The following is a 13,582-nucleotide window of genomic DNA, read 5'->3' on the forward strand; positions in this document are numbered from 1 at the left end:
GTGCCCAAGCAGATCATCCTCGCCGCGCACTTCCCCGGCGTGAACAACACCAGCGTGTGGAGCGACCCGGCCTCCGGCAGCCACATCGACTTCGCCTCCTTCGTCCACCTGGCCCGCACCGCCGAACGGGGCAGGTTCGACTTCTTCTTCCTGGCCGAGGGGCTGCGGCTGCGTGAACAGCGCGGCCGGATCCACGACCTGGACGTGGTGGGCCGGCCGGACACCCTCACCGTGCTGGCCGCGCTCGCCGCCGTCACCACCCACCTGGGGCTGGCCGGCACCCTGAACACCACCTTCCGGGAGCCGTACGAGCTGGCCCGGCAGTTGGCCAGCCTGGACCACCTCTGCGCTGGCCGGGCCGCCTGGAACGTGGTCACCACCTCCGACGCGTTCACCGGAGAGAACTTCCGCCGGGGCGGCTACCTCGACCGGTCGTTGCGCTACGAACGGGCCGCCGAGTTCGTCCGGGTCGCCCGGCGGTTGTGGGAGTCGTGGCCGGCGGACGCGGTCGTCGGTGACCGCGACGGCGGCCGGTACGTCCGCGCGGCCGACCCGGGGGCCTTCGCCCACCACGGCGACCAGTTCGACATCGCCGGGCACTTCACCGTGCCGCGCAGCCCGCAACTGCACCCGGTGATCATCCAGGCCGGCGACTCGCCCGACGGGCGGGAGTTCGCCGCGTCCACCGCCGACGCGATCTTCTCCCGGCACGGCACCCTGGACGAGGGTCGGGAGTTCTACCGGGACGTGAAGGCCCGGCTGGCCCGGTACGGCCGTACCCCCGACGACCTGAAGATCATTCCGGGGGTGACCTTCGTGCTCGGCGACACCGACGCCGAGGCCCAGGAACGCGCCCACCACATCCGCCGCCAGCAGGTCAGCCCGCAGACCGCGATCCTGCTGCTGGAACAGCTGTGGAACCGGGACCTGTCCGGGTACGACCCGCACGGTCCGCTGCCGGCCGAGGACCCCGACGTGGACGCCGACGCGATCAGCCGGGGCCGGGCCGGCATGTACCCGGACCCGGTCGGCACCGCCCGGCAGTGGCGGGCGCTGGCGCAGGAGAAGGGACTCGGCATCCGCGACCTGATCATCGAGGTCACCGGCCGGCAGTCCTTCATCGGCACCCCGCAGCGGGTCGCCGAGCGGATGAACCACTTCGTGCAGTCCGACGCCGCCGACGGGTTCATCCTGGTGCCGCACCTGACCCCGGGTGGGCTCGACGAGTTCGTCGACCGGGTCGTCCCGCTGCTCCAGGAGCGCGGCGTGTTCCGTACCGAGTACACGACCACCACCCTGCGCGGGCACCTCGGCCTGCGGCCGGCCCGGCCGGCCACCCGGGCCGGTGTGGCATGACCGGCCCGGACGCGTCCACCCCGGTCACCGTCTGCCGGCTGCGCTGGGACGACCCCGACGCGGTGGCCCTGCGGGCGGCGATGACCGGGGAGCTGCGCCAGCGCTACGCCGACCGCCCGCACGACCCGATCCACCTGCCCCCGGCGCGGGTGCTCATCCCGGGCTCGGTGGCCTGGACCGGGGTGGCGTACACCGTCGACGCCACCCCGGTCGGGCACGCCGCGTTGCGCTGGCACGGCCCCGACCTGGAACTGAAACGGATGTACGTGGTGCCCGCCCACCGGGGGCGGGGCATCGCCGACCAACTCCTGGACGCCGCGCGGGAGGCGGCCGGGCAGTTCGGCGCGGGCCGGATCGTGCTCCAGACCGGCGACCGGCAGCCCGACGCGGTCCGTCGCTACGTTCGGGCCGGCTACCGGCCGGTCCCGGTCTTCCCGCCGTACGACACGTTGCCCTACTCCCGCTGCTACGCCCTGGTGATCCATCCCCGCGCTCCACGGAAGGCCCCGGTCCCGGCATGAAGTTCCTGCTGGTCACCCTGATCGCCCACCTGCCCGACCCGGTCACCGGCCGACTCCGCAGCACCACCGCACGCTTCCGGGACGTCGTCGACACCGCCGTGCTCGCCGAGGAACTCGGCTTCGACGGGTACGGCGTCGGCGAGCGCCACGAGCGGCCCTTCATCTCCTCCTCGCCACCGGTGGTGCTCAGCCACATCGCGGCGCGGACCCGCACCATCCGGCTCTTCACCGCCGTCACCACGCTGAGCCTACTCGACCCGGTCCGCGCCTACGAGGACTACGCCACCCTCGACCACCTCTCCGACGGCCGGCTGGAACTGATCATCGGCAAGGGCAACGGCACCGCGCAGGCCGAACTGTTCCACGTCACCGCCGAGGACCAGTGGGACCGCAACCGGGAGGGCTACGAGCTGTTCCGCCGGCTCTGGCGGGAGGACCGGGTCACCTGGTCGGGCCGGTACCGCCCGGCGCTGACCGAAGCCGAGACCTGGCCTCGTCCGCGGCAACAACCGATCCGGGTCTGGCACGGCAGCGCCACCAGCCGGGAGTCGGTCGACCTGGCGGCCCGGCACGGCGACCCGATCTTCTCCGCCAACGTCCTCAACCCCATCGAGCCGTACGCGGAGCTCGTGCGGCACTATCGGCAGCGGTGGGCGCACTACGGCCACGACCCGGCCGACGCCCTCGTCGGCGCGGGCACGGCCGGATTCCACGTCGCCCGCACCTCGCAGGAGGCCGTCGAGACGTACCGGCCGGTCTTCGCGGCCCGGCTCGCGGCGCTCCGCCAGCGCGGCGTGGAACCGGTCTTCCCCACCCTCGCCGACGCGGTCGCCCGCAGCTCCCTGCTGGTCGGCAGCCCGCAGCAGGTCATCGACAAGGTGCTGCGCCAGCACGAGCAGCTCGGCCATGAGGTCATCCACCTCCAGGCCGACCACGACGGGCTGACCGACGAGCAGCACCGGCAGAGCCTGGAGCTGTTCCAGGCCGAGGTGGCGCCGGTGCTGCGCCGGGAAATCCCCAGCCGTCCCTTCCGCCCGCCGGCGACCGCCGCCGCGCCGCTCTGACCAGAACGGGGAACCCCATGTCACCGACCGCGCTGTCCGTGCTCGACCTGTCCCCGGTGTCCGCCGGCGGCACCGTCACCGACGCCCTGCGGCACACCGTGGACCTGGCCCGCCGGGTCGAGCAGTTCGGCTACCGCCGCTACTGGCTGGCCGAGCACCATCTGGCCGCCGGGGTGGCCAGCTCCGCCCCGACCGTGCTCATCGGGCAGGTCGCCGCAGCCACCAGCGTGCTGCGGGTCGGCTCCGGCGCGGTGCAGGTCGGCCACCGCACCGCGCTGTCGGTGGTGGAGGAGTTCGGCACCCTCGCCGCCCTCCACCCGGGCCGCATCGACCTCGGCATCGGCCGGTCAGGTCAGCGACAGGCCGAGGCCGCCCGGGAACGCGCCGCACCCACCCCGGCACCGACCGGGGCCCGGGTGGTCGACGGGCTGCTGCTCCCCGCCCCGTTCTCCTACGCCCACCTCGTCGGCGCACCCCGGTACGCCCTCGCCACCGCGCTGCTGCACCAGGCCGGTGCGCAACCGCCCGCGTTCGCCGGGCAGCTCGACGACATCCTCGCGTTGCTGCGCGGCGACTACCGGGACGCCGACGGTCTCGACGCGCACGCCGTGCCGGGGGAGGGGGCGGACCTGCAGGTGTGGCTGTTGGGCAGCAGCGGCGGGGAGAGCGCCCGGCTGGCCGGGGCGCGGGGCCTGCCCTTCGCCGCCAACTACCACGTCAGCCCCGCGACGGTGCTCGACGCGGCCGAGGCGTACCGGGCCGCGTTCCGGCCGTCGGCGGCGCTGGCCGAGCCGTACCTGGTGGTCTCCGCCGACGTGCTGGTCGCCGACACCGACGCCGAGGCGCGTCGGCTGGGCAGCCCGTACGGGTCGTGGGTGCGCAGCATCCGTGGCGGTGACGGTGCGATCCCGTACCCGAGCCCCGAGCAGGCCGTCACCCTGCCGTGGACCGACGCCGACCGGCAGCTCGTCGCCGATCGGGTGGACACCCGGTTCGTCGGCGCACCGGAGACGGTCGCGGCACGGTTGCGCACCCTGCGGGACGTCACCGGCGCCGACGAGCTGCTGATCACCACGATCACCCACGACCACGCCGACCGGGTGCGGTCCTACCAGCTGCTGGCGAAGGAGTGGGCCCAGTCCGGCGACACCGGCCGGGTCCGATAGCACGACGGCGCGTTCACCCTGGCCCGGACGGGGACCACGGATCGGGGGTGTCCGGGTCGGGATGTCACGTCGTCGCGCCGAGCAGCCCGACCCGCGGGCACAGGTGCCGTCCCGGCCCAATGCACCGGAAGTCGGAACTCCGCCATCACCGTGGCGCGCCGGGCTATATTGACGCAAGTCACTTACTGCTCTGGAGGTGCCCGACGTGAGAGTCCGTTCGATGGTGGCGGCAGCGGTCGTGGCGGGGGTCGCGGCCACCGGTGCCGGCACCGCGACGCTCGCCGGCGCCGCGCCGGCCGATCCGGCCCCGGCCGCCACGACCCTGGCCGTCGGCGACTTCGACTTCACCCGTCCGCAGGTCGTGGCCACCGGCCTGACGGTCCCCTGGGGGATGGACTTCCTGCCCGACGGCAGCGCCCTGACGGCCCTGCGCAACTCCGGCCAGGTGGTGCGGGTCCGCCCCGGGCAGGCCCCGGCGCAGGTGGCCCAGATCTCCGGCGTGACCGCGACCGGCGAGGGCGGCCTGCTCGGCCTGGCGGTCTCCCCGGGGTACGCCCAGGACGGTTACGTCTACGTCTACCTGAGCACCGCCACGGACAACCGGATCGTCCGCTTCCGGCTCACCGCGCCCCAGAACCAGGAGCCGGTCCTCACCGGTCTGGCCCGCTCCACCATCCACAACGGCGGACGGATCGCCTTCGGCCCGGACGGGATGCTCTACGCCGGGGTCGGCGACGCGGGGCAGACGGCCAACGCGCAGAACCCGCAGAGCCGCAACGGCAAGATCCTCCGGATGCGGCCGGACGGATCGGTGCCGTCGGACAACCCGACGGCCGGTTCCCTGGTCTACAGCCTCGGGCACCGCAACGTGCAGGGCCTGACCTGGGACGCCCAGGGGCGGCTCTACGCCGCCGAGTTCGGGCAGAACACCTGGGACGAGGTCAACCTCATCGTGGCCGGTGGCAACTACGGCTGGCCGACGGTCGAGGGGCGGGCCAACGATCCCCGGTTCCGGGACCCGCTGCTGGTCTGGACGACCGCGGAGGCGTCCCCGAGCGGGGCGGCGGTCGCCGGCAACCGACTCTTCGTCGCCGCGTTGCGCGGCACCCGGCTGTGGAACGTGCCGCTCACCGGCACCGGCGGGGTCGGCACCCCGACGGCCGAGTTGACCGGAGCCTACGGACGCCTGCGCACCGTGGAGTACGGGCCGGACGGCTGGCTCTGGGTCACCACCAGCAACCGGGACGGGCGGGGCACCCCGGCGGCGACCGACGACCGCATCCTGCGTTTCCCGCCGAGGGACACCACCCCACCGCCGACCACCACCCCACCGCCGACGACGGTCCCGCCGACGACGCCCCCGCCCACCACCGCCCCGCCCACCACCGGGCCACCGTCCACGCCCCCGCCGGTGTCGTGCCGGGTCATCTGGCAGCCCAACCAGTGGACCGGTGGGTTCACCGCCGAAGTGTCGATCACCAATCTGGGCTTCTCGGTGACCAGTTGGACGTTGACCTGGACCTTCGGCGCCGACCAACGGGTCACCAACGCCTGGAACGCGCAGGTGACCCAGTCCGGGGCCACCGTCACCGCCCGTAACGCCGCCTGGAACGGCAACCTGCCGCAGAGCAGCACGGTCAGCTTCGGCCTCCAGGGCACCTTCGGCGCGAGCAACCCCCGCCCCGCCGCCTTCCAGTTCAACGGGGGCGTCTGCCTGGTCCAGTGACCCGCGCCGGGGCCGCCCGGAACACCACCGGTCGGCCGCCGTGCGCCGCGCCACCGCCCACCGGGACCAGGCGATCGTGCGGTCACCGTCGACGACGGCGGACCGGCGTCGGTCGAACCGGGGCAATATGCCCGATTCGCCGACGCCGGCCCCCGTTCCGGTGGAGCCTGCGAGGGACGCCATCGCGGACGGCCGTCGCGGCACGGGGGTGATCGTGAGTCGAAGGTTCGTCGGGCTGCTGGTGCTGACCGGCCTGATGCCGATGATCGAGGCCGTCGTGCTGGTCATCCTGGGATTCCGGGCCGCCGAGGGGGTGCCACCCCAGGTCACCGCCCTCTGGCCGTACGACACCTACCACGATCTGCGGTGGCTCTACGTCTACCACCGGTCGTGGTGGGAGTTCGCGCTCTGGCTGTGTTACATACTGGTCGCCCGGGGTCTGTTCACCACCGGCCTGGTGGTGCTGGCCTGGCCGGCCGAGGTGCGCCGGCCGTCGTTGGGGTGGCTGCTGCGGCGTAACGTCGTGCTCGGTGTGCTGGTCGGCGTGTTCGTCGCGCCCTGGGCGGCGATCTCGGTGGCGGCGTCGGTGGTGGCGCTGTCCTGGGTGCTGCTGGCGTCCCTGCTGCCGATGTTCCTGCTCGCGCCGTTCCTGCAACGGGTGGCCGTGGTGGAACACTGGTGGCGCGGACTGCCGTCGATCTCCCTGGTCGGTTGGTCGCTGCTGAACTTCGTGGTGCTCACGGTGGCCGGCGCGTTGTGCTGGGTCACGCCCGGCTGGTGGACGGTGCCGGTCGCCGGCGTGGCGGGGGTGCTCAACGGGCTGCTGTGGAACCGGACGGTCCGGGCGGCGCTGCTGCCGTCGCGGGTGCGCTGGGCCCGGGTGCCGGTGACGCCGCTGGCGGCGCTGCTGGCGGTCGCCGTACCGCTGGTCATCCCACCGGTGACGGACCTGGTCCCGGGGAACGAGCAGTGGATCAGGACGGCGGTGCTGGAACGACCGCTGCCGTCCGAGGTCACCCACGCGGTGATCGTGCTCACCGGCTACGGCTCGGACTACGGGGGTGAGCAGCCGGCCGACCCCCGGGTGCAACGGTTCTCCTACCGGGGGCTCGACCCCGACGGGAGACCGCTGGCGTACCGGTCGTCGGACACCACGAAGTCGATGGCGGACAGCGTGTCGCTGCTCGCCCGACAGGTGGAGCGGCTGCACCGGCGCACCGGGCGGCGGGTGGCGCTGATCGGCGAGAGCGAGGGGGCGTTGGTGGCCCGTACGTACCTCGCCCGACGCCCCGACCCGGTGGTCGACACCCTCGTCATGTTCAGCCCGCTGATCTACGCCGGCCGGGCCTACTACCCGCCGCCGCACCACGACCGGGGCTGGGGGGTGGCCACCGGCTGGCAGCTACGGGCCATCTTCGGGCTGGCCGACGTCGGCGGCGGTCCGGACGAGCCGTTCATCCGTTCGTTGCTCGACGACGCGCCGTTCTACCGCAACCAGCTGATGTGTCCCGTGCCGGGGGTGCGGATCGTGGCCTTCCTGCCCACCGCGACGGCCACCGAGGCGCCGCCGGGCGAGTACAGCCGGATTCCGGTGTTCCAGATCCCCGGGGTGCACGGCGGGCTGCTGGACCGCAGGCTGGTCCAGGATCGGCTGATCGACTTCCTCCTGGGCAGGCCGATCGCGCAGACCCGGGCCGAGTATCCGCTGCTCCAGAGCTTCGCGGCGGCCTGGCAGGCGCCACCGTTGCCGATCGAGGCGAATCCGGCCTGGGCGGGCAACCGGCAGCCCGATCCGGCGTTCACCGGCAAGGTCTGCCTGCCGGCGGGATGACCGTCCGGCCCGGCCGCGTCACGCCGTCCGCCGACCCGGACCCCGCGTCAACCCACAGCAGGTGGACGACGACCAGCACGGCGACCAGGTCCGGGCCGCGCAGCACCTGACGGACCAGGTCGACCGGCACCATCGCGAAGGGGGTGTTGACCATCGCCCCGCCGTAGCGCATCGGTGGGCGGGTGCCGGCCCAGAAGGCGGCCGTCACGATCCCGAGCAGCAGCACCGCGTCGAGCGGGCCGGGGACCGGCCGCAGGGCGGGCAGGGTGGCCAGGTACCAGAGGGTGGCGCCGACACCCGGCACGACGAGGTGCGCCAGCCGCAGCAGGGTGTCGTTGCCGCCGAGGGATCGCCGCAGGCCCGGTGAGCGGCTGACCGCGCGGAGCCCGCCGGTGAGCCGGCCGGTCGCCAGGTACGCCAGGACCACGTGCGCGGGACCCGCGATCGACGGCAGCGCGACCGCGACGGCGTACATGGTCAGCAGGGCCCCGGCCCAGCCGAGGAGAGCGCCCCGGTGCCGCGACAACCGGCGTACCTCGGCCTGGAGGAGCACCGGGAAGCGGCCGCCGGCGCGGAACCGTCGGCCGTGTACCAGTCCGATCGCGCGCCACCGGCGGCTCTCCACCAGCGCGGCGAGCAGCGACGGGTCCAGCAGTACGGCTGCGGTGGTGGCGGCGTTGGCGAACTGCGCCCCCGTGGTCAGCGCCGCCCGGTCCACCCGGGGGAGACGCCGGTGCGCGCGGACGGTCGACGCCACCGCGACGGGCAGCAACGCCAGGCCGACGCCGGCGGTGAGCGGCACCGGCGGCAGTGGGAGGGACCATCCGACGGCGTGCCCGAGCACCACCAGCACCGCGATCGCGGCACCGGCGGCGGGCAGACCGAGGGCGAGCAGCTCCGCCCAGCGGGGTGTGCTGCGGGCGCTCTGGGCGACGACGGCCCACCCGGTCGCGGTGGCCCCGCAGGTGAGGCCGGCCAACGCCGCCCAGCCCAGGTCGGCGGGCCGGTCGTGGCCACCGGCGAAGGCGGCGGCCACCGCCAGCAGGCCCGCCCCGGCGGTGACGCCGCCGACCAGCCCGCCGAACCGGGGGAGCAGCCACGCCCGGCGGTCCACCGGAGAGCTGACCAGCCAGGTCTGGGCGGCGGGGGTGACCAGCAGTGGCCCGATCAGCCGCAGGCCCCACCAGGCGAGCCCGGCCCCCGCCGTCACGGCGGCGACGGCGATCCAGTACCGGTCGCCCGGGTCGGTAAGGGCCACCTGCGGGGCCGCCAGGTGGTCGCGGATCGCGGCGACCGCGAACCAGCCGTACAGGGCGACGAACAGGACCAGGACGTAGGCGTCGGTGAGCACTTCGCCGACCGAACCGGGATGGTGCCGGCGACGGGTCTGTCGCAGCCGGGCCCGCAGCTGCCGGGGCGCGGGTCCGACCACCGGCGGCGGGGAAATCCTGGTCGACGTCACCTCAGCCGCCGATCTCGATCCGCCGGTCGGCGACCCTGTCGATCAGATCGGTGTCGTGGGACGCCATCAGCACCGCCGTGCCGGCCGCCTTCTCCCGCAGCAGCCGCTGCGCCAGCCAGGCCCGGCCCCGGACGTCGAGGCGCTGCTCCGGTTCGTCGAGGACGAGCAACCGGCGCGGGCGGACGAAGCAGGAGGCGAGGGCGAGGCGGCGGCGCTGGCCGCTGGACAGCGTCGCCGGGAGCTGGTCGCGGGCCGGTTGGAGACCGAGTTCGGTGAGCACCTCCTCGACCGGGTCGGCGGTGCCGCCGTGGGCGTAGGCGACCAGTTCGAGGTGTTCGACGACGGACAGGTCCGGAAAGAAGTCGATGTCGTCGAGGGCGGCGGCGACCGCCGCGCGGACCCGGGGGTCGGTCTCGTCGCAGCGTCGGCCGTCGAGCAGGACCTCACCCTCGTCGGGGCGGTCCGCCCCGACGACGCAGCGCAGCAGGGTGGTCTTGCCGGAGCCGTTCGGCCCGACGACGACGGCGACCTGCCCCGCGTCGAGCTGGAAGCGCACGTCGTCGAGGACGACCAGCGCGCCGAACCGGCGGGTCAGCCCGCGTACGGCAAGTGTGCTCACAACTGCCCACTGTCGCACGCGGGCCGGTGCGGCCGTCGACCCGGCTCGGCCCGGCGGGACGGTCAGCCCTTCACGGCACCGATCAGCACACCCTTGATGAAGTGCCGCTGGATGAACGGATAGACCGCGACGATCGGGGCGACGGTGAGCACGACCACCGCCATCTTGATCGCCTCGGTAGGCGGCATGGACACCCCGGTGCTGCCGCCGGAGGTGTGCGGGGCCTGGCCGGCCAGCAGGTAGCTCTGCAACACCCGCTGGATCGGGTACATGTCGTTACGGTCGATGAACAGCAGCGCGTCGAACCAGACGTTCCAGTAGCTCACCGCGTAGAACAGCCCCACCACGGCGATGACCGCCCGGGACAGCGGCAGCACGATCTGGGCCAGGGTACGGAAGTGACTGGCCCCGTCGACCCGGGCGCTGTCCATCAGTTCCTGCGGGATGGCCTGGAAGAAGCCGCGCACCACGACCAGGTTGAAGACGCTGATCGCCGGCGGCAGGATCAGCGCCCAGATGGTGTCCTTGAGGCCCAGCCCGGTCACCACCAGGTACTTCGGCACCAACGGCGGGTAGACCAGGAACGGGACCAGGAAGTAGATCAGCAGCCAGCGGTAGCCCACCGAACGCGGCTGGGACAACCCGTACGCGGCGAGGACGGTCACGGTCAACGCCAGCGCGCTGCCGATGACGGTGACCAGCGTGCTGATCCACAACGCCCGGGTGACCGCCCCACCGGCGAAGATCGTCTCGTAGGCCGAGGTGTCGATGCCCCGGGGGATGACGACGATGCCGCCGGCCTCGGCGAGGGTCTCCCGGGAGGACAGGCTGGTCACCAGGATCACCCAGAGCGGGAAGAGCACGCTGAGCACGAGCAGGGCCAGGAAGGCGGCCTTGAACCCCTGGCCGATGCGGGTCGGTGGCTCCTCCCAGATGGGCCGGCGGTCGCGCCCGGCGCGGGCCCGCAGTGCGACGGTCTCGGTCATTTCGAGTAGATCCCCCGTTCGCCGAGCAGGTGGGCGACCCGGTTGGCGGCCAGGATCAGGCCCAGCCCGATCGCGGCCTTGAACAGGCCGGCCGCCGCGCCGTAGCCGTAGTTCCCGGTGGCGATGGAGAAGTGGTAGACGAAGGTGTCGAGCACCTCGGCGGCCTGCCGGCCCACCGCGTCGCGTTGCAGCAGGAACTGTTCGAAGCCGACCGAGAGCGCGTCACCCAGCCGCAGGATGAGCAGCAGCACGATCACCGGGCGCAGGCCGGGCAGGGTGATGTGCCACAGCCGACGCCACCGGCCGGCGCCGTCGGCCGCCGCCGCCTCGTAGAGGCTGGTGTCGATGGTGGACAGCGCGGCGAGGAAGACGATGGTTCCCCAGCCGACGTCCTTCCAGACCGCCTCGGCGGTGACCAGGATGATGAACGTGTCCGGGTTGGTCATCACGTTCCACGGCTGCATGCCGGCCTCGCGCATGGTCTGCGCGAGCAGGCCGGCGCCGCCGAGCATGGCGACGAAGAAGCTGACCACCAGCACCCAGCTGAAGAAGTGCGGCAGGTAGACGACGGTCTGCACGAAGCCGCGCCACCGGCTGGAGAGCAGGTTGTGCAGCATGATCGCCAGGAAGATCGGCAGCGGGAAGAAGAAGACCAGCTGGAAGGCGGTGATCGCCAGGGTGTTGCGGAACGCCTCCCAGAAGGCCGAGTCCTCGAAGAGCAGCTGGAACTGGCCGAAGCCGATCCAGTTGCTGCGGGCGAACGCCTGCAGGGGATTGTCCCCGAGGTAGGGGTTGTAGTCCTGGAAGGCGATGACGTTGCCGAGGATCGGCAGGTAGCTGAAGACCAGCAGGATGAGGAAGCCGGGCGTCACCATGGCCAGCAGTTGCCAGTCCCGGGCGATCCGGGTACGCAGCGGCACCCGCCGCCGACGGGCGGAACGGCGGCTGCGCCCCGCTCTGGTGGGCCCGTCGGGCCGGGTCCGGTCGGACCCGGCCGCGACGGTGGTGTCGCGAGTGGTCATCGCCCGGCCTTGGGCAGCGACTTGGCGAGCAGTTCCCGCGCTTCCTCGCCCCCGTTGGCCTTCCACTCCTGCACGATGGCGTCGGTGTCGGAGAGCGGCCGGCGACCGCGCAGCATGTCGGTGAACTTGTCCTCGGTGGGCACCTGGTTGGCCTTGTACGCGGCCGGCATCTCCAGCTTCACCCCGTCCCAGGGGTCCTTCTCCAGGTACTTCACCATGGCGTTGGAGTAGGTCAGCATGTCCTGGACGTAGTTCGGGGTCTCCGGGTACGGCCCGATGGTGGGGTTGCGGCCGCTGATGAAGAAGTACTGGTTGGCGATCTCCTTGAACGCCAGGTCGGTCTTGACCGGCCCGTTCGGGGTGCTGTTGTGGTGCTTGCCCGCCACCCCGTAGTCGCGCAGCTGCGCCTCCTGCGAGCCCAGTGGTGCGGAGCACCAGTTCATGATCCGCAGCAGTTCCTCGACCCGCTCCTTGCCCAGTCCCTTCCTGACGAAGGTGAAGGAGATCGGCTCGTCGTCCCCCCAGACCAGCGGGTCACCGCCGGTGGCGGAGAAGATCGGCACCGGCTGGATGTTCAGCTTGGGGTTGACCTTCTGGTGCTCGGCCTGGGCGCCCTGCCAGAAGCCGAGACCGTTGCGGGTGAAGACGATCGCGCCGTTCTTGGCGAACAGCTGGGCGTTGTCCGCGCCCTTGCTGGCGACGATCTCGGGGTGGACCAGACCGTCCTTGTAGATCTTGGCCATCACTTCGAGGGCCTGCCGGTACTCCGGGGTCTCGTACTTGAACTCCGGGGTCCCGTCGGCCTTCAGCCGCCAGCCCTGCTTGGAGGCCGGCACCTTGTGGTACATCTGGATCATGTCGAAGACGTTGTCGAACGCCCACACCTTCTTGGCCGGGTCGGTGACCTGCTTGGCCGCGGTGAGCAGGTCGTCGAGCGACGCCGGCACCGCCAGCCCGCGCGCGTCGAGCAGGTCCTTGCGGGTGAACAGCGCCCAGGGGAACGGCCCGTCGGTGGGGTTGGGCACGGCCACCAGCCGCTCGTTCCACAGCGAGTTGCGCCAGGCGCCGGTCGGGAACGAGGCGAGCATCGGGTACGCGTTGGCCGCGTCGCCCTTGAGGTAGTCGGTGAGGTCCTCGAAGAGCACCTTGATCGCCTCGGAGAAGCGCGGGATTTTGTCCACTTCCCATTGGGGCACGCAGAGCAGCTCCGGGACGTCCCGGGCGCCGAGCATCGCGTTGAGCTTGTCGGCGTAGGTGTTGCCGTCCTGGATGGTGAAGTTGACCGGGGTGCCCAGCTCGGCGTTCACCGCCTGCAGGTAGGCGCTCTGGGTGACCCCGGGCGGGGCCGGACCCCACGCCGGGGTCATCGCGGTGACCTGCTTGCCGCTGGTGCCCGGCCGTTCGGTGATCGCGTCGACCAGCGAGCTGGGGTACTTCGTGTAGCCGTCGGGCACCGGGCGGGTGCCGATGATGTCGGGCTTGGTGCTCTGGGCGAGGTCCTTGTGCGTCGGCAGCAGGTCGGCGTAGGCGTCCAGGTTCTGCGCGCCGCCGGAGCCGGCCGGCTTCTCGGAGCACCCGGCGAGCAGGGGGCCGCCGGCGACGGCGGCCGTGCCGAGGCCGACCAGGCCGAGGAAGTGTCGGCGCGAAGCTGTCGAGCCGGGTTGCTGGGGTGTCATCGGTCCCCCTTCGAGAAGGGCTAGGTAGTGGGTTCGCAGGTTGGGGTGGAGCTAGTTGGTCTGGATGTTAAACAAACTAATGGACGGCGGGAGATTCCGACAAGAGGCATCGACGGCCGCCGTACCGGTGCCGGTGGCGCGCCCCGCCGTCGC

At 72.5% G+C, this 13,582-nt stretch carries 11 protein-coding genes; 6 read left to right on the forward strand and 5 right to left on the reverse strand.

From position 1 onward, the window contains the following. From GA0070216_RS04740 to GA0070216_RS04765, 6 genes are all read left to right on the forward strand, one after another. Complete coding sequence (locus tag GA0070216_RS04740) at positions 1-1,356, forward strand: NtaA/DmoA family FMN-dependent monooxygenase (protein WP_091239491.1); 1,356 nt, start codon at positions 1-3, stop codon at positions 1,354-1,356. Beyond that, positions 1,353-1,877, forward strand: a complete 525-nt coding sequence (locus tag GA0070216_RS04745) for a GNAT family N-acetyltransferase (protein ID WP_091239494.1) — start codon at positions 1,353-1,355, stop codon at positions 1,875-1,877. The genes GA0070216_RS04740 and GA0070216_RS04745 overlap by 4 nt, the downstream gene beginning before the upstream one ends. Beyond that, positions 1,874-2,941 carry an LLM class flavin-dependent oxidoreductase gene (locus GA0070216_RS04750; protein WP_091239498.1) on the forward strand — a complete coding sequence of 356 codons (1,068 nt, stop codon included), beginning with the start codon at positions 1,874-1,876 and terminating at the stop codon, positions 2,939-2,941. The genes GA0070216_RS04745 and GA0070216_RS04750 overlap by 4 nt, the downstream gene beginning before the upstream one ends. Positions 2,942-2,958: 17 nt before the next feature. Further along, complete coding sequence (locus GA0070216_RS04755; protein WP_091239502.1) at positions 2,959-4,107, forward strand: LLM class flavin-dependent oxidoreductase; 1,149 nt, start codon at positions 2,959-2,961, stop codon at positions 4,105-4,107. 205 nt (positions 4,108-4,312) lie between these two features. After that, entirely contained in the window at positions 4,313-5,833 is a 1,521-nt protein-coding gene (locus tag GA0070216_RS04760) for a PQQ-dependent sugar dehydrogenase (protein WP_342670705.1), read from the forward strand. Positions 5,834-6,047: 214 nt separating this feature from the next. Continuing rightward, positions 6,048-7,664: an esterase/lipase family protein gene (locus tag GA0070216_RS04765; protein ID WP_091240830.1), complete on the forward strand. Its 1,617-nt coding sequence runs from the start codon at positions 6,048-6,050 to the stop codon at positions 7,662-7,664. Here GA0070216_RS04765 and GA0070216_RS04770 read toward each other — a convergent pair. The 5 genes from GA0070216_RS04770 to GA0070216_RS04790 form a co-directional block, all read right to left on the reverse strand. Next, positions 7,633-9,096 carry a DUF6297 family protein gene (locus tag GA0070216_RS04770; protein ID WP_091239508.1) on the reverse strand — a complete coding sequence of 488 codons (1,464 nt, stop codon included), beginning with the start codon at positions 9,094-9,096 and terminating at the stop codon, positions 7,633-7,635. The genes GA0070216_RS04765 and GA0070216_RS04770 overlap by 32 nt on opposite strands. 31 nt (positions 9,097-9,127) lie before the next feature. Further along, a complete protein-coding gene (locus tag GA0070216_RS04775) occupies positions 9,128-9,745 on the reverse strand; it encodes an ABC transporter ATP-binding protein (RefSeq protein WP_091239510.1) in 618 nt (205 codons plus the stop codon). Between the two features lie 62 nt (positions 9,746-9,807). After that, a complete protein-coding gene (locus tag GA0070216_RS04780; protein ID WP_091239518.1) occupies positions 9,808-10,731 on the reverse strand; it encodes a carbohydrate ABC transporter permease in 924 nt (307 codons plus the stop codon). Next, a complete protein-coding gene (locus GA0070216_RS04785) occupies positions 10,728-11,753 on the reverse strand; it encodes an ABC transporter permease (protein WP_091239521.1) in 1,026 nt (341 codons plus the stop codon). The genes GA0070216_RS04780 and GA0070216_RS04785 overlap by 4 nt, the downstream gene beginning before the upstream one ends. Next, positions 11,750-13,429 carry an extracellular solute-binding protein gene (locus GA0070216_RS04790; RefSeq protein WP_091239524.1) on the reverse strand — a complete coding sequence of 560 codons (1,680 nt, stop codon included), beginning with the start codon at positions 13,427-13,429 and terminating at the stop codon, positions 11,750-11,752. Before GA0070216_RS04790 ends, GA0070216_RS04785 begins: the two co-directional genes overlap by 4 nt. Positions 13,430-13,582: the final 153 nt, after the last annotated feature.

The sequence above is a fragment of the Micromonospora matsumotoense genome, from assembly GCF_900091525.1.
In the GTDB taxonomy this organism is placed as follows: Bacteria; Actinomycetota; Actinomycetes; order Mycobacteriales; family Micromonosporaceae; genus Micromonospora; species Micromonospora matsumotoensis.